Below are 16257 nucleotides of genomic sequence, written 5' to 3'. Positions count from 1 at the left end.
TTTTCGTTTGTCCATGATCGAAATACGCAATGTTTCCCAGCGGTTCGCCGGGCCCCGGGGCTGGGTCGAGGCGCTGCACAACGTCAATCTGACGATTCCGGCGGGTGAGGTGTTCGGCATCATCGGCCGCAGCGGCGCGGGCAAGAGCACGCTCGTGCGCACGATCAATCTGCTGACGCGCCCATCCGAGGGCAACATCGTCATCAACGGCCGCGATTTGACGACGTTGCCGGCCGCGCAACTGCGCGACGCACGTCGCGAGATCGGCATGATCTTCCAGCACTTCAATCTGTTGTCGTCGCGCACCGTGTACGAGAACGTCGCGCTGCCGCTCGAGCTGGCCGGCATGAAGCGCGACGAAATCGAGGCGAACGTGCTGCCGCTGCTCGACCTTGTCGGTCTGTCGGCGCAAAAGGACCGCTATCCCGCGCAGATCAGCGGCGGGCAGAAGCAGCGCGTGGGCATCGCGCGTGCGCTCGCGAGCAAGCCGAAGGTGTTGCTGTCGGACGAGGCGACCTCCGCGCTCGACCCCGAAACCACGCGCGCGATCCTCGATCTGCTCAAGCGCATCAACCGCGAATTGAATTTGACGATCGTGCTGATCACGCACCAGATGGACGTGATCAAGCAGGTCTGCGATCGCGTCGCGGTGCTCGACGCGGGCCGCGTCGTCGAAGAGGGCAAGGTGATCGACGTGTTCCTGCAGCCGCGCCACGAAGTCACGCGCGCGCTGATCGGCGACGTGATCGCGCAGGAACTGCCGCCCGCCATGAAGGCGCGCGTCGCGCAGCGGCTGAAGACCGGCAGCGGCCATCTGCTGCGCCTCGCGTTCACCGGTTCGGGCGTCGATCAGCCGATCCTGTCGGAGACGATTCGCCGCTACGAGCTCGACTTCAACATCCTGCACGGCCAGATCGACGAAATCCAGGGGCAGGCGTTCGGCTCGCTGGCGGTTCTGGCGGGCGGCGATCCGGCCCAAGTCGCGCAGGCGATCACGTTTCTGCGCGAGCAGGGTGTCGTCGTGGAGGAGCTCTCCCATGTTGAGTGAAATGTTCGATATGTTCGTCCAGTCCTTCTGGGAGACGCTCATCATGGTGGGCATCTCCGGACTGATTGGCGCTGTGCTTGGCGTGCCGCTCGGCGTGCTGCTGTATCTGACCGACCGCCAGGGCGTGCTCGAAAACGTCGCGGTGAATCGGGTGATGGGCGTGATCGTCAATGCGGTGCGCTCGACGCCGTTCATCATCCTGCTGGTCGCGGTGATTCCGTTTACGCGGCTCGTCGTCGGTTCCTCGATCGGCACGGCGGCCGCGATCGTGCCGCTGACGATCGCCGCCGCGCCGTTCATCGCGCGGCTGGTCGAGACGGCGCTGCGCGAGGTCGATCGCGGGCTCATCGAGGCGGCCCAGGCGATGGGCGCGACCACCAGCCAGATCGTCTTCAAGGTGCTGCTGCCGGAATCGCTGCCGGGCGTGGTCGCCGGTCTGACGATCACCTTCGTGTCGCTGGTCGGCTATTCGGCGATGGCCGGCGCGATCGGCGGCGGCGGTCTCGGCGATCTCGGTATCCGCTACGGCTATCAGCGCTTCCTGCCAGAAGTGATGCTCGCGGTCGTGCTGATTTTGATCGTGTTCGTGCAACTCGTGCAGTCGTTTGGGGATTGGCTCGTGCGCCGGTTGAGCCACAAATAAACAAGGGCGTTCGGAAGCCCGCCAATGGAAATTCGTAAAAGGTCATCATGCAACGTCGCTTCATTCTCAAGCTGGCCGCCGTGCTCGGCGCGGCAACGCTCTTCGCCACCACCGCGGCGCATGCCGACGACACGATCAAGGTCGGCGTCACCGGCGGCCCGCACGCGCAGATCATGGACGTCGTGAAGACGGTCGCCGCGAAGAACGGCCTGAACATCAGGATCGTCGAATTCTCCGATTACGTGCAGCCGAACGCGGCGCTCGCGAGCGGCGATCTGGACGCGAACAGCTACCAGCACGACCCGTACTTGCAGGCACAGGTGAAGGATCGTGGCTACAAGCTGATCCGCATCGCCGATACGGTCACGTACCCGATGGGTATCTATTCGAAGAAAGTGAAGTCGCTCGCCGAACTGCAGCCCGGCGCGAAGATCGCGGTGCCGAACGATCCGACCAACGGCGGCCGCGCGCTTCTGTTGCTGCAAAAGCAGGGCTTGCTGAAGCTGCGCGCCGATGCGGGCCTGAAGGCGACGCCGCTCGATATCGTCGACAACCCGAAGAAACTGAAGATCGTCGAACTCGACGCGGCGCAGATTCCGCGCTCGTTGGGCGACGTCGACGCCGCCGCGATCAATACCAACTTTGCGATGGAAGCGGGCCTCAAGCCGAAGCAGGACGCCATCGCCATCGAAGACCCGAAGGGCCCGTACGTGAACGTGATCGCGATTCGCGCAACGGACAAGAACAAGCCGTGGGTCGCGAAGCTCGTCGGGGCGTACCACTCGCCGGAAGTGAAGCAGTTCGTCGACAGCAAATTCGGCGGCTCGGTGATCACCTCCTGGTGAGCTAACGGCCCACGAACCTCGCGGAACACGACGGCGATGCGAAATTAGAGGTCCGAGTCGGAACCCGGGGTTGTCTGCCGGGTTTTTTGGAGCTTAAAATAGAACGATCGTTCGATAATGCCGTCAGCGCCGCTGAGGAGCGTTATCCTCCAGCAAAGCGCCCGCGACACGGCTGTGACAGGGCAGTCGCTATAATGTTCGTCGGGTTGACGTATTCGTAACTTTGGAGCGTGTGCATGAAAATTCTGGTGCCAGTCAAGCGAGTGGTCGACTACAACGTGAAGGTCCGCGTGAAATCGGACGGCACGGGCGTCGACATCGCGAACGTGAAAATGTCGATGAACCCGTTCGACGAAATCGCGGTGGAAGAAGCCGTGCGTCTGAAGGAAGCGGGCGTGGCGACCGAAGTGATCGCCGTGTCGGCCGGTGTGACGCAGGCGCAGGAAACGCTGCGCACCGCGCTCGCCATCGGCGCGGACCGCGCGATCCTGATCGAGTCGAACGAAGACCTGCAGCCGCTCGCGGTCGCGAAGTTGCTCAAGGCGCTGGTCGACAGGGAACAGCCGCAGCTGGTGATCCTCGGCAAGCAGGCGATCGACGACGATTCGAACCAGACGGGTCAGATGCTCGCCGCGCTCGCGAACCTGCCGCAGGCGACCTTCGCGTCGAAGGTGGTGGTTGCAGACGGCAAGGCAACGGTGTCGCGTGAAGTGGACGGCGGCGCCGAGACGCTATCGCTGAAACTGCCCGCTGTGATCACCACCGATCTGCGCCTGAACGAGCCGCGCTACGTGACGCTGCCGAACATCATGAAGGCGAAGAAAAAGCCGCTGGAAACGCTCAGGCCCGAAGAGCTCGGCGTCGATGTCACGCCGCGTCTGAAGACGCTGAAAGTCGCCGAGCCGCCGAAGCGCGCCGCCGGTGTGAAGGTGCCGGACGTGAAGACGCTGGTCGAGAAGCTGAAGAGCGAAGCCAAGGTGCTGTGAGGGAGACAGGGCAAATGACGAATCTGGTAATAGCAGAACACGACAACGCGTCGATCAAGGCCGCGACGCTGAACACGATCGCGGCGGCACAGAAGATTGGCGGTGATATCCACGTGCTGGTCGCAGGTCACAACGCGCAGGCCGCAGCGGACGCAGCCGCGAAAATCGCCGGCGTCGGTAAAGTGCTGCTCGCCGACGCGCTGCAACTGGCCGAAGGCCTCGCGGAAAACGTCGAAGCGACGGTGTTGACGCTGGTGCAGGATGCGGCGAAGCACTACACGCACATCCTCGCGCCGGCCACCGCCTACGGCAAGAACATCGCGCCGCGTATCGCCGCGAAGCTCGACGTCGCGCAGATCAGCGACATCACGGCAGTGGATAGCGCCGACACGTTCGAGCGTCCGATCTACGCAGGCAATGCGATCGCGATCGTGCAATCGGCTGATCCGATCAAGGTCATCACGGTGCGGACCACCGGTTTCGACGCAGTGGCGGCGGAAGGCGGCAGCGCAGCGGTCGAGAAGATCGAGGCGGCAGCCGACGCAGGCATCTCGCAGTTCGTGAGCCGCGAAGTGACGAAGCTCGACCGTCCGGAACTGACGAGTGCGAAGATCATCGTGTCGGGTGGCCGGGGTCTGGGCAGCGGCGAGAACTACACGAAGGTGCTGGAACCGCTGGCGGACAAGCTCGGCGCGGCGCTCGGCGCGTCGCGCGCGGCCGTCGATGCGGGCTTCGTGCCGAACGACTATCAGGTCGGCCAGACGGGCAAGATCGTCGCGCCGCAACTGTATGTCGCGGTGGGCATCTCGGGTGCGATCCAGCACCTCGCGGGCATGAAAGATTCGAAGGTGATCGTCGCGATCAACAAGGACGAAGAAGCGCCGATTTTCAGCGTCGCGGATTACGGTCTCGTTGGCGATCTGTTCACGCTCGTGCCGGAACTCGTGAGCGAACTCGGCTAAGCGCCGCGGCGACTGAAAGAGGTCGTCGACAGCAAGCGAAGGGCGCAGGACCGACCGAGTCCCGCGCCCTTTTTTCATATCAAGGGAGGAGAACCGAAATGAGCTATACGGCGCCCATCAAGGACATGCTGTTCGTGATGAAAGAACTGGCCGGACTCGAAGACATCGCGAAGCTGCCCGGCTTCGAAGACGCGAACCTCGACACGGCGCAAGCCGTGCTCGACGAATCGGCGAAACTATGCGGCGAAGTCCTCGCACCGCTGAACGTCGACGGCGATCGCAATCCGAGCAGCTGGAAGGATGGCGTCGTCACCGCGACGCCCGGTTTCAGGGACGCGTTCCGCCAGTTCGCCGAGGGCGGCTGGCAGGGCGTGCAGCATCCGCTCGACTATGAGGGGCAGGGGCTGCCGAAGCTGATCGCGACGCCGTGCGTCGAAATGCTCAATGCGTCGAATTTGTCGTTCGCGTTGTGTCCTTTGCTGACCGACGGCGCGATCGAAGCACTATTGACCGCCGGCAGCGAAACGCAGAAACAGACCTTTGTGCCGAAGCTGATCTCTGGCGAGTGGACGGGCACGATGAACCTGACCGAGCCGCAGGCTGGCTCCGATCTCGCGCTCGTGCGCACGCGCGCCGAGCCCCAGGGCGATGGTTCGTTCAAGCTGTTCGGCACGAAGATTTTCATTACGTGGGGCGAGCACGACATGGCGAAGAACATCGTCCATCTCGTACTGGCGCGCACACTGAACGCGCCCGAAGGCGTGAAGGGCATTTCGCTGTTTCTCGTGCCGAAGTTTCTCGTCAACGAGGATGGCTCGCTCGGGGAGCGCAACGACGTGCATTGCGTGTCGATCGAGCACAAGCTCGGCATCAAGGCGAGCCCGACCGCGGTGCTGCAGTTCGGCGATCACGGCGGCGCGCTCGGTCAGCTGATCGGCGAAGAGAATCGCGGCCTCGAATACATGTTCATCATGATGAACGCCGCGCGTTTCGCGGTCGGCATGCAAGGTGTCGCGATCTCGGATCGCGCGTATCAGAAGGCGCTCGGGTATGCGAAGGAGCGCGTGCAGAGCCGCCCTGTTGATGGCTCCGCGAAGCAGTCCGTGGCGATCATCCAGCACCCGGATGTGCGCCGCATGCTGTCGACGATGCGCAGCCTCACCGAGGCGTCGCGCGCGCTCGCATACGTCGCGGCCTCGCATTGCGACGTCGCGCATTGTCATCCGGACGGGGCGACGCGCGCGAAGCATCAGGCGATCTACGAATACCTGGTGCCGATCGTCAAGGGCTGGAGCACGGAACTGTCGATCGATGTCACGAGCCTCGGCGTGCAGGTGCATGGCGGCATGGGCTTCATCGAGGAAACCGGCGCGGCGCAGTACTACCGCGACGCGCGCATTCTGCCGATCTACGAAGGCACGACCGCGATTCAGGCCAACGACCTGATCGGTCGCAAGACGCTGCGCGACGGCGGCAAGGTCGCGAAGGAGCTGCTTGCCGGCATCGGTGAAACGGTCGAAGCGCTTGGCGTGGAGCAGGGCGCGGCGTTCGCGTCGATGAAGACGCAACTCGCGCAGGGGCAGCGCGCGCTCGGCGCAGTCGTCGATTTCGTCGTCGCGAATGCGAAGAGCGATCCGAATGCGGTGTTCGCGGGCAGTGTGCCCTATCTGAAGCTTGCGGGCATCGTGTTAGGCGGCTGGCAGATGGCGCGTGCGCAGCTTGCCGCGGCGACGAAGCACGCCGAGGATCCCGCGTTTCATGACGCGAAGATTGCGACCGCGCGGTTTTACGCCGAGCATGTGCTGCCGCAAGCGGCGGCGCTCGAAGTGGCGATCGTCAGCGCGAAGGGAGGCGAGGGCATGCTGGCTTTGTCGGAAGATCAGTTCTGAACCTGTGTTGACGCCGGCCGCGAGCGCGGCAGCACGTTGAAAAGCAAACGGCGCCTCGTGAGGCGCCGTTTGCTTTTGGAGCTGTTTGTTGCGGGCCGCGCTGCGGCCAAGGGCGCGTCAGCGCACGCGCTTGAACTCACGCATAAGCCGGCCGATGCTCGCCCGTGGTCTCGCCGAGATAGCGATGCACCGACAGATCGTCCGCGCGAATCGCCGGCTGCTTGCCCGACATCAGGTCGGCGAGCAGTTGACCCGAGCCGCACGACATCGTCCAGCCGAGCGTGCCATGGCCGGTGTTCAGGAACAGGTTCGGCACTGGCGTGCGGCCGACGATCGGCGTGCCGTCCGGTGTCATCGGCCGCAGACCGGTCCAGAACGTCGCCTTGGACGTGTCGCCGCCGCCCGGGAAAAGCTCGTTCACAGACAGCTCGAGCGTCTCGCGGCGCGCGTTGCGCAGCGACTTGTCGAAGCCGACGATCTCCGCCATGCCGCCGACGCGAATGCGGTCGTCGAAGCGCGTGATCGCAATCTTGTAGGTCTCGTCGAGCACGGTCGATACCGGCGCGGCAGCCGCGTTGACGATCGGTGCGGTGATCGAATAGCCCTTTAGCGGATAGACCGGGATCTTCACGATGCCATCGAGGAAGCGCGTCGAATACGAACCGAGCGCGACCACGAACGAATCCGCGCGCACCAGCTCGCCGCCGCACTGTACGCCCGCGACGCGGCCGCCCGCCATCGCGAGCGCGTCGACCGACGTGTTATAGCGGAACTTGACGCCCAGCTCTTCGGCGAGCGCCGCGAGGCGCGTCGTGAACATCTGGCAGTCGCCGGTTTCGTCGCCGGGCAGGCGCAGCCCACCGGTCAGCTTGTGCGACACCGCGCCGAGCGCCGGCTCGGCCCTCGCGAGTTCGTCGGCCGTCAGCAGCTCGTATGGCACGTTCGCTTCCTGGAGCACGGCGATGTCTTTCGCGGCGCCGTCGAACTGCTGCTGCGTGCGGAACACCTGCAGTGTGCCGCCGGTGCGGCCTTCGTACCGGATGCCTGTGTCGGCGCGCAGCGCCTGCAGGCAGTCGCGGCTGTATTCGGCGAGCCGCACCATGCGGCCCTTGTTGACCGCATAGCGCGCCGCCGTGCAGTTCTGCAGCATCTGCCACATCCATTGCAACTGGAACGCGGTGCCGTCGAGGCGGATCGCGAGTGGCGCGTGCTTCTGGAACATCCACTTGAGCGCCTTCAGAGGCACGCCCGGCGCGGCCCACGGCGACGCATAGCCGGGCGAGATCTGGCCCGCGTTGGCGAAGCTGGTTTCCAGCGCTGGGCCAGCTTCGCGATCGATGACGGTCACTTCGTGACCGGCGCGCGCGAGGTAATACGCACTCGTCACGCCGACGACGCCACTGCCCAAAACGACGACTCGCATAGCTGCTCCAGGTATTCGAAAATTGAGTGAGGGCAGCGAGCTCGCCGCTGAATTCGATGTGACTCCATTCAACGAGCTGCAACGCAAGGTGAAATGCCGTTTGCCCAGTGTTAACGGCTATACTATTGGCAGTGAGGCAGGTTTTGTTATCGTATTTTCATCGTTTTCAGAAAAAAGACTATGCGGACCCAGCGCCAGCCCGTGCGGGCTCTCGACAAGCTTGATCACAAGATCCTGCGGTTTCTGCAGCAGGACGGCCGAATGGCGATGAAGGATCTGGCGGAGCGGGTGGGACTGTCGGTGACGCCGTGCATCGAGCGCGTCAAGCGGATGGAGCGCGACGGCGTGATCACCGGCTACTACGCACGCGTGAACCCGGCCGAGTTGGGCGCGGCGTTGCTCGTGTTCGTCGAGATAACGCTCGATCACAAGAGCGGCAATATGTTCGACCAGTTCCGGCGCGAGGTGCAGAAGATCCCCGAGGTGCTCGAATGTCACCTGGTGTCGGGCGATTTCGACTATTTGATCAAGGCGCGCATCGGCGAAATGGCCGACTACCGAAAATTGCTCGGCGACATCCTGCTGCAGCTGCCGGGCGCGGTGCAGTCGAAGAGCTACGTGGTGATGGAGGAAATCAAGGAAACGCTGACGATTGCAGTGGGCGAGTAACTGCGTGCCCGCTGACCGGGCTAGCCGCGCATTACGCGAGCAAACCAAGTGCTCGACAAACTGCGTAAATACTGTATATTTGTACAGTATTTACGCAGTTTCTTTTTAGCGCTTCCTCAATGCTTTTGCTTGCGTGGCCCGCCGTGGATGACGCCGACACCTCTGACATTCCCGAATTTCCGATCGCGCCGCCGGCGCCTCGCAAGGGGCGCGGCGCGGTCACGAACCTGCAAGGCCGCTACGAAGTCGACCAGCGCGAGGCCGTCGACGACGGCTGGCAGACAGCCGACGAAGACGGTGAGCCGAAGGTCCTGCGCACGCAAGTGTTCGAGGAGCGCGCGAAAACGATCCTCACGCGCAATGCGTCGCCGGACATTCCGTTCAACGTGTCGCTCAATCCGTATCGCGGCTGCGAGCACGGCTGCATCTATTGCTTCGCGCGGCCCACGCATAGCTATCTGGGCTTGTCGCCCGGACTTGATTTCGAAAGCCGCATCTACGCGAAGATCAACGCGCCGGAACTGCTCGAGCGGGACCTATCGAAGAAATCCTACGTACCGGAGCCGATCGCACTCGGCGTCGCGACCGACGCATGGCAACCGGCCGAGCGAGACCTGCGTCTTACGCGTCGGGTGATAGAGGTGCTCAGCGAGCGCAACCATCCGTTCGCGGCGATCACCAAATCGTCGCTGATCGAGCGCGACATCGACTTGCTCGCACCGATGGCGGAGCGCGGGCAATTCATGGCGGCGATCACCATCACCACGCTGGACGCCGATATCGCACGCACGCTCGAGCCGCGCGCGGCCACCCCGTCGCGCCGGCTGCGAACGATCCGTACGCTGAGCGAGGCGGGCATTCCGGTCGGCGTCAGCATCGCGCCGGTGATCCCGTTCGTCACCGAACCGGACCTGGAGCGCGTGCTCGAAGCCTGCACGCAAGCGGGCGCCAGCAATGCGAGCTATATCGTGCTGCGGCTGCCGTGGGAAGTCGCGCCGTTATTCAAGGATTGGCTGAGCGCTCATTTTCCGGAACGGGCCGAGCGCGTGATGAGCCGTGTGCGCGACATGCGGGGCGGCAAGGATTACGACTCGTCGTTTTCGACCCGCATGAAGGGGGAGGGCTTATGGGCGGATTTGCTCAGGCAGCGCTTTCAAAAGGCCGTGTGCCGCTTGGGGCTAAACGGGCGCGAGCGCGGCATTCTCGACATGTCCCACTTTCGCCGGATCGGGCCACCACGCCCCGAGCAGGCAAGCGCACAGGCGCGCGACAATCCGCAACTTAGGCTTTTCTAGCGCTGGAACGCCTGCTGGTCCCGATACGGGGAATTACTGCGAAATCGACCTGGCCGCTTCAAGCTGACTTTCGAAGTAGGTCTGGAAGGCGAACGCGAGACTGGTCATCAGTAGAAACGCACCGATCAGCAGCGAAAAAATCACGACGAAAACGACCGTCCAACCCGAGCGGCTTTTGCGTTCTGTGTGAGCGTTGAATTGCGCATCCCATTTCTGATCCGGACGCAGCCCGTAGACGAGCGCCGCCAGAAACGCGGCAAACAACGAGACCGCCCCAATCGACGCGAGCACCCAGCCGAGGATCGACGCACGCTCTGACGCGATCAGCAGCATCAGGCCGGGAATGCCGATCAGCGTGCCGAGCAGGTGCGCCCAGCCGTAGATGTCTCGTGTGCCGTACAGATAGAAGCGGTGGGCGCCGAGGCTGCCGAACAGGAACGCCAGCGCGGCGGTGAGCGTCTTGGATCTGAAGCGCGGGGAACTCGAGGCGACGGTGGACATGAACGCGTGGGCAGAGTGACAGGCAGTCGAAAGGAGCGGCGCGCCGCGGGCGCGGACCGACGCGCATTCTACGCCTGCGGCCGGCGCGTGGTCACGTGGAGGGCGGACGCCCGGGCTGAAGGCGGGGGCGGCGGGACGCGCCAGACCTGGCTCACAGTAAGCCTGAACGTCAGCCGAATACGCATGCATCCACGTGCTACGGCGCCGCATACGTGACGCGATAGATCGCGCCGGCAGTATCGTCGCTGATCAGTAGCGAACCGTCTGGCAACGGCAGCACGTCGGCGGGGCGGCCCCAGACCGATTCGCCGGGTTGTAGCCAGCCTTCGGCAAAGACTTGCTGGCGCGCGTGCTTGCCGTCCGGATCGGTGATGACGCGCACGATCCGGTAGCCGACTTTCTTGCTGCGGTTCCACGAGCCGTGCTCGGCGATGAAGATATTGTTGCGGTAGTCGGCCGGAAACATCGGGCCGTCGTAGAAGCGCATGCCCAGCGCCGCCACGTGCGCGCCGAGCTTGACCACCGGCGGTGTGAATTCGCTGCACGAATGATCCTTGCCGAATTCGGGGTCGGGCGTGTCGCCGCCGTGACAGTACGGAAAGCCGAAATTCATGCCGACCCGTGGCGCGCGGTTGAGCTTGTCGCTCGGAATGTCATCGCCGAGCAGGTCGCGACCGTTGTCGGTGAACCACAGTTCGTGCGTGACCGGATGCCACGCGAAGCCGACCGAATTGCGGATGCCACGCGCGACGACCTGATAGTGGCTACCGTCTGGATCCATGCGGGCGATCAGCGCAAAGCGGTCCGGATCCTTCTGGCAAACGTTGCACGGCGCGCCCTGCGGCACATAGAGCTTGCCATCCGGGCCGAACGCGATGAATTTCCAGCCGTGATGCGTGTCCGCGGGCAGCTTGTCGGTGACGACGACGCCTTTGGGTGGATCGTTCAGATGCGCGTCGATCGCATCGAAGCGCACGATTTTCGACACCGCCGACACATACAGCGCGCCGTCGTGCCATGCGACGCCGGCCGGCATCTCCAACCCCGACGCGATCACGTGGCGGCCCGTTGCGCGACCGCTCTGCAGCTCGAGCGCATAGACGTGTCCATCCAGGCTGCCCACATAGAGAATGCCCTTGGGCGACAACGTCATCGCCCGCGCGCTGGGCACGTCATCCGACAACACCCCGATGTGAAAGCCCGGCGGCAGCTTGATTTTTGCGATGGGTAGCGCGGCGTTTGCCGTTAACGCCTGCGCGGCGAGCAACGCGGCCGCCACCACCAGTAGAATCCGGCTCCGCGCCGGGCGATCAGATCCGGCAAAGCGCCGGAAAAGGATAAAAAGAACGAATGGGAATGGGAGGTTCGGCTGGCGTTGCACAAGCGCTCCTTCAGGTGATTCGGGCGTTTGGGAGGATTCACGCACCTCTCGTGGGAGGCCGGCGCAGCCCCGTTCCTCAGTTTATCCCGGTAAGTGTTTGTTATGGCGTCAGTTTCCCGCTATAATCGCGTGTTTCAGTCGTTCCGAACCCCGGTTTTCAAGGATTCTAGTATGGTCATCATCCGCTTGGCTCGTGGCGGCTCCAAGAAGCGCCCGTTCTACAACATCGTCGCCACCGATTCGCGCAGCCGTCGCGACGGCCGCTTCATCGAGCGCGTGGGTTTCTACAACCCGGTCGCTACGAAGGGCGAATCCCTGCGTATCGCTCAGGACCGCCTGACGTACTGGCAAGGTGTTGGCGCACAACTGTCGCCGACCGTCGAGCGTCTCGTGAAGGAAGCGCAAAAGGCGCAGCCGGCTGCTTGATATGGCGGCCGGGATGCGTATCGTCGTCGGTACGGCCGGCGGCTCACGCAGTTTGCGTGAGCAGTGCGATGCGCAACGTGTTTTACTGAAGCAGACGCCAACGCAGGCTGCGAAGTTGTTATCGAGGGTATTCGATGTCCGAGCGTGATTCCAGCAGCTCTGATCGCGCCAAGGCAGCTTCACACGCAAAGGCGTCTGGTCAGGCGTCGTTCGGCGCTTTCGTCCGCAAACCGGCCGAACGTACCGACGGCAAGGCGAAAGAGGTGCAAACCGACGTCGCGAACGCCGGTTCCGACGTGGCAGAAATGCGCATCGAAACGGCGGCAAGCTGGCCGGCCGATGCGGTCGAGGTCGGCGCAATCGTCGACGCTTATGGCCTCAAAGGCTGGGTCAAGGTAGCCGCGCACGCGGATGCCGGGCGGGGCGGCGACGCCTTGCTGAGCGCGAAGCGCTGGTGGCTGCTGAAAGGCCAGGAGCGCAAATCGGCGGCGTCCTTACAGGCCAAAACGCATAGCGATAGTGTGGTCGCCCGTCTGGGTGGCGTCGCTGACCGCGATGCGGCGCTGGCTTTGCGAGGCACTCGCGTGTACATCAGCCGTAGCGAGTTTCCGACGCTCGAAGCCGACGAATTTTACTGGATCGATCTGATCGGGCTGGACGTGGTGAATCTCGCCGGAGTCCGCCTTGGCAAGGTCGCCAGCATGATCGACAACGGCGCGCAGTCGGTGCTGCGCATCGAATATCCGGTTATCGATAAAAACGGCAAGCCGGTCGCTGGCGAGCGCTTGATCCCGTTCGTCGGCGTCTTTGTCAAAACGGTGGACCAGGCGGCAAAGCAGATCGTCGTCGACTGGGAAGCTGACTTTTGAAATCTTTCGTTGAATGGGGAGAGCGATGCAGTTCGATGTCGTGACGCTCTTTCCCGAAATGTTTCGCGCGCTGATCGACTGGGGTATCACCAGCCGGGCCGCGAAGCAGCAGCGCTATGAGTTGCGTACGTGGAATCCACGCGATTTCACGACCGACAACTACCGCACAATCGACGATCGCCCGTACGGCGGCGGCCCCGGGATGGTCATGTTGGCCCGGCCGCTGGAAGACGCGATCAGGGCCGCGAAAGCAGCGCAGTTGGAGCAGGGCATCGGCGCCTCGCGCGTCGTGATGATGTCACCGCAAGGCGCCACTCTGAATCACGAGCGCGTGATGAAGTTCGCGGCCGAACCCGGTCTCATCCTGTTGTGTGGGCGTTACGAAGCGGTCGACCAGCGTCTCCTCGACCGTGTCGTCGACGAAGAAGTCAGCCTCGGTGACTTCGTGCTGTCGGGCGGCGAATTGCCGGCAATGGCGTTGATGGATGCGGTCGTGCGTCAGTTGCCTGGCGTGCTGAACGACTCACAGTCGGCGGTGCAGGATAGTTTCGCGGACGTGGTGCTCGATTGTCCGCACTACACGCGTCCCGAGGAATACGAGGGCGTGCGGGTGCCTGACGTGCTGCTCGGCGGCCATCATGCGGAAATCGAAGCGTGGCGGCGGCGCGAAGCATTGCGCAACACATTGAACAAACGGCCCGATCTGATCGTGAAGGCCAGAAAGAACAGAATGCTGAGCCGTGCCGACGAGGCGTGGCTCGCAAGTCTCGCGAAGGAAGAGCCGAAGGCGTGAGGCCCCGGTCTTTCGAGCGGACACAAGGCGGTGCCGTACATGCGTGTGCGGTGCCAGATGTGAACCCATCCTCTGTCGGGGCCGTAGCCGAACACGGTAAGCGCGTGAGGCAGGTACGAACGCCGACAAGATGGATCTAGGAGTCAGTGATGAATCTGATTGCAAAACTCGAGCAGGAAGAAATCGCGCGCGTTCTCGGCGAAAAGACCATTCCGGATTTCGGTCCGGGCGATACGGTCATCGTCAGCGTGAACGTGGTTGAAGGCACGCGTAAGCGTGTGCAGGCTTACGAAGGCGTCGTGATCGCCAAGCGTAACCGTGGTCTGAATTCGTCGTTCATCGTCCGCAAGATTTCGTCGGGCGAAGGCGTCGAGCGTACGTTCCAGACGTATTCGCCGCTGCTGGCAAGCATCGTCGTCAAGCGTCGCGGCGATGTGCGTCGTGCGAAGCTGTACTATCTGCGCGAGCGTTCGGGCAAGTCGGCTCGAATCAAGGAAAAGCTGGTCTACAAGGACCGCGCTGCTTCCTAAGCGTAAATGCTGTAAGAAAAAGCACCCCTCGCGGGTGCTTTTTTGTTGGCCAGGTCAAAATAGCGGCATGTCCCCGTAATCCGAGAGACCCATTGATCCGCCCCGTCTTTGAGCCCGAAACTTTGCCTGTCATCGCGACGGGCGCCGATCTGCCACCGGTCGCGGGCGAGCGTCTAACGCCCGATGCGCTGCGAGCCCGCTTCGAACGGCAGCTCGCCTGGACGCCAGAGAAAATTGCCGATGCGCCGTGGCGCAATACCGACCTCGATCCGCGCGTGGCCGCAGTGCTGGTGCCACTCGTCGTGCGTGCGCGCGGCCTTACCGTATTGCTCACGCAGCGCGCTGACCATCTGAACGATCATGCGGGCCAGGTGAGTTTCCCCGGCGGCCGCCAGGAACCGTTCGACGCCGATGCGACCGCCACGGCGCTGCGCGAAGCGCATGAAGAGGTTGGCCTCGACGCGTCGCGCGTCGAAGTTCTCGGCGCCTTGCCCGACTATCTGACCGGCACCGGCTTTCGCGTGTCCCCGATCATCGCGCTTGTGCACCCGCCATTCTCGCTGGAGATCGATACGCTCGAAGTGGCCGAGGTGTTCGAAGTGCCGCTCGCGTTTCTGATGGACCCGGCCAACCATGAAGAGCGCCTGTTGCGCTACGAGGGCGGCGAGCGCCGCTTCTTCGCGATGCCGTATCCGCGCGGCGAATTGACGGTGGCTCCGGAAGCCGCCGAGCAGCGCGGCGGGCAACGCACGCGAACAGCCACGCCAGCAGCCGCGCAAGGCGGCCATCATTTCATCTGGGGCGCGACGGCCGCGATGCTGCGCAACCTGTACCGCTTTCTTGCCGCATGAGTGACACGACTCGCATCGATGCGTCGACGATGCGCAGTTGCGTGAACGACGCACTCGTCGGCGCTTTGTCAGCCTCCGCGCTCAGACTCATCCGACCCTGTGCTATCGTTATAAGACAATCGTAAAAACCTAAAAAGCACGGCGCATCGCATGACTTTTTTCTCCGTATTGCTGGCTCTGATCATTGAACAGGTACGCGCGCTGTCGCCGAACAATCCGGTGTCCGCGTTGCTTCAATACCATGCGGAGTCGGCGGCGCACGGATTCGATGCCGGCAAGCAACGCCACGGTCTGCTCGCGTGGCTCGTCGTGGTGGTGCCTTGGACGCTCGCGGTCGCGCTCGTCTACTACGTGCTGTATCAGATTCATTTCATGCTCGCGTTCCTGTGGAACGTCGTGGTGTTGTACTTCACGCTCGGCTTCAGACAGTTCAGCCATTACTTCACCGACATCCATCTTGCATTGAACAACGACGACGTGCCCCGCGCGCGCGAAATTCTGAACGAATGGACCGGGCTCGAGACTGTCGACATGCCGGTCGGCGAGATCGTGCGTCACACGTTGATCCATGCGGTGGTCGCGTCGCACCGCCATGTGTTCGGCGTGTTCTTCTGGTTCCTGATTCCGGTCGGTCCCGCCGGCGCGGTGCTGTACCGTTGCGCGGAATACCTCGCGCGCGCATGGGCGCGGCCGGCCGACGACCGCACCATTGCGTTTTCAAGTTTCGCGCAGCGCGCGTTCTTCGTGATCGACTGGATACCGGCGCGGCTGACCTCGCTGGGCTTTGCGATCGTCGGCAATTTCGAGGATGCGATTTACGCATGGCGCAACCATGCGCGGCAGTGGCCCGATACCAACGACGGCGTGTTACTCGCCGCGGGCAGCGGCGCGCTCGGCGCACGCCTGGCCGGACCCCTCGCGGAGCCGTCGAGCCTCGACGCACTCGCCACCGGCGACGGCGGCCCGCTGCAGGTCGGCGACGACTGCACGCCGCGCACGCTGCAGTCGGCGGTGGGGCTCGTGTGGCGCGCGGTCGTGCTGTGGATGATCCTGCTGTTGATGCTGACCATCGCAGTCTGGCTCGCGTGACGCGGCCATGCGCTTAGCGTAACAACGCGCAAAAGAGCCGGGCATTGCCCGGCTTCT

At 63.4% G+C, this 16257-nt stretch carries 17 protein-coding genes; 14 read left to right on the top strand and 3 right to left on the bottom strand.

The features are described 5' to 3' along the window. Positions 1–13: 13 nt before the first annotated feature. The 6 genes from BJG93_RS11600 (at position 14) to BJG93_RS11575 (ending at position 6373) form a co-directional block, all read left to right on the top strand. Positions 14–1048 carry a methionine ABC transporter ATP-binding protein gene (locus BJG93_RS11600; RefSeq protein ID WP_027198422.1) on the top strand — a complete coding sequence of 345 codons (1035 nt, stop codon included), beginning with the start codon at positions 14–16 and terminating at the stop codon, positions 1046–1048. Further along, positions 1038–1691, top strand: coding sequence for a methionine ABC transporter permease (locus tag BJG93_RS11595; RefSeq protein WP_027198421.1), 654 nt, complete (start codon positions 1038–1040; stop codon positions 1689–1691). The genes BJG93_RS11600 and BJG93_RS11595 overlap by 11 nt, the downstream gene beginning before the upstream one ends. A gap of 47 nt (positions 1692–1738) precedes the next feature. Continuing rightward, a complete protein-coding gene (locus BJG93_RS11590; RefSeq protein ID WP_027198420.1) occupies positions 1739–2536 on the top strand; it encodes a MetQ/NlpA family ABC transporter substrate-binding protein in 798 nt (265 codons plus the stop codon). A 236-nt stretch (positions 2537–2772) separates the two neighbouring features. Continuing rightward, positions 2773–3522 carry an electron transfer flavoprotein subunit beta/FixA family protein gene (locus BJG93_RS11585; protein ID WP_027198418.1) on the top strand — a complete coding sequence of 250 codons (750 nt, stop codon included), beginning with the start codon at positions 2773–2775 and terminating at the stop codon, positions 3520–3522. A 14-nt stretch (positions 3523–3536) separates the two neighbouring features. Further along, complete coding sequence (locus BJG93_RS11580; protein WP_027198417.1) at positions 3537–4484, top strand: electron transfer flavoprotein subunit alpha/FixB family protein; 948 nt, start codon at positions 3537–3539, stop codon at positions 4482–4484. A 98-nt stretch (positions 4485–4582) separates the two neighbouring features. Further along, positions 4583–6373, top strand: coding sequence for an acyl-CoA dehydrogenase (locus BJG93_RS11575; RefSeq protein ID WP_027198416.1), 1791 nt, complete (start codon positions 4583–4585; stop codon positions 6371–6373). A 136-nt stretch (positions 6374–6509) separates the two neighbouring features. On the opposite strand, the gene BJG93_RS11570 is transcribed toward BJG93_RS11575, so the two are convergent. Further along, positions 6510–7796: a D-amino acid dehydrogenase gene (locus BJG93_RS11570; RefSeq protein ID WP_027198415.1), complete on the bottom strand. Its 1287-nt coding sequence runs from the start codon at positions 7794–7796 to the stop codon at positions 6510–6512. 180 nt (positions 7797–7976) lie between these two features. On the opposite strand from BJG93_RS11570, the gene BJG93_RS11565 reads away from it, so the two are divergent. Both BJG93_RS11565 and BJG93_RS11560 read left to right on the top strand, forming a co-directional pair. Next, entirely contained in the window at positions 7977–8465 is a 489-nt protein-coding gene (locus BJG93_RS11565; protein ID WP_027198414.1) for an Lrp/AsnC ligand binding domain-containing protein, read from the top strand. Between the two features lie 119 nt (positions 8466–8584). Continuing rightward, positions 8585–9760 carry a PA0069 family radical SAM protein gene (locus BJG93_RS11560; protein ID WP_407675277.1) on the top strand — a complete coding sequence of 392 codons (1176 nt, stop codon included), beginning with the start codon at positions 8585–8587 and terminating at the stop codon, positions 9758–9760. Between the two features lie 33 nt (positions 9761–9793). Here BJG93_RS11560 and BJG93_RS11555 read toward each other — a convergent pair whose 3' ends face one another. Both BJG93_RS11555 and BJG93_RS11550 read right to left on the bottom strand, forming a co-directional pair. Further along, a complete protein-coding gene (locus tag BJG93_RS11555) occupies positions 9794–10261 on the bottom strand; it encodes an NINE protein (protein ID WP_027198412.1) in 468 nt (155 codons plus the stop codon). A gap of 196 nt (positions 10262–10457) precedes the next feature. Further along, the gene (locus BJG93_RS11550; RefSeq protein ID WP_456095372.1) at positions 10458–11600 is read right to left on the bottom strand and encodes a PQQ-dependent sugar dehydrogenase; all 1143 of its coding nucleotides are present in this window, start codon (positions 11598–11600) and stop codon (positions 10458–10460) included. Between the two features lie 213 nt (positions 11601–11813). On the opposite strand from BJG93_RS11550, the gene rpsP reads away from it, so the two are divergent. The 6 genes from rpsP to BJG93_RS11520 all read left to right on the top strand — a co-directional run bounded on the left by rpsP (position 11814) and on the right by BJG93_RS11520 (position 16200). Then, complete coding sequence (gene rpsP, locus BJG93_RS11545) at positions 11814–12068, top strand: 30S ribosomal protein S16 (protein WP_013090118.1); 255 nt, start codon at positions 11814–11816, stop codon at positions 12066–12068. A gap of 134 nt (positions 12069–12202) precedes the next feature. Beyond that, positions 12203–12937 carry a ribosome maturation factor RimM gene (rimM, locus tag BJG93_RS11540; protein ID WP_027198410.1) on the top strand — a complete coding sequence of 245 codons (735 nt, stop codon included), beginning with the start codon at positions 12203–12205 and terminating at the stop codon, positions 12935–12937. 25 nt (positions 12938–12962) lie between these two features. Next, complete coding sequence (gene trmD / locus BJG93_RS11535) at positions 12963–13730, top strand: tRNA (guanosine(37)-N1)-methyltransferase TrmD (RefSeq protein WP_027198409.1); 768 nt, start codon at positions 12963–12965, stop codon at positions 13728–13730. 149 nt (positions 13731–13879) lie between these two features. Then, positions 13880–14260, top strand: a complete 381-nt coding sequence (gene rplS / locus BJG93_RS11530; RefSeq protein ID WP_027198408.1) for a 50S ribosomal protein L19 — start codon at positions 13880–13882, stop codon at positions 14258–14260. A 92-nt stretch (positions 14261–14352) separates the two neighbouring features. Continuing rightward, positions 14353–15111, top strand: a complete 759-nt coding sequence (locus BJG93_RS11525; RefSeq protein ID WP_027198407.1) for an NUDIX hydrolase — start codon at positions 14353–14355, stop codon at positions 15109–15111. 150 nt (positions 15112–15261) lie between these two features. After that, the gene (locus tag BJG93_RS11520) at positions 15262–16200 is read left to right on the top strand and encodes a CobD/CbiB family protein (protein WP_027198406.1); all 939 of its coding nucleotides are present in this window, start codon (positions 15262–15264) and stop codon (positions 16198–16200) included. Positions 16201–16257: the final 57 nt, after the last annotated feature.

Source organism: Paraburkholderia sprentiae WSM5005, assembly GCF_001865575.2.
Taxonomy (GTDB): Bacteria; Pseudomonadota; Gammaproteobacteria; order Burkholderiales; family Burkholderiaceae; genus Paraburkholderia; species Paraburkholderia sprentiae.
This window is presented reverse-complemented; position numbering and strand designations above follow the sequence as displayed.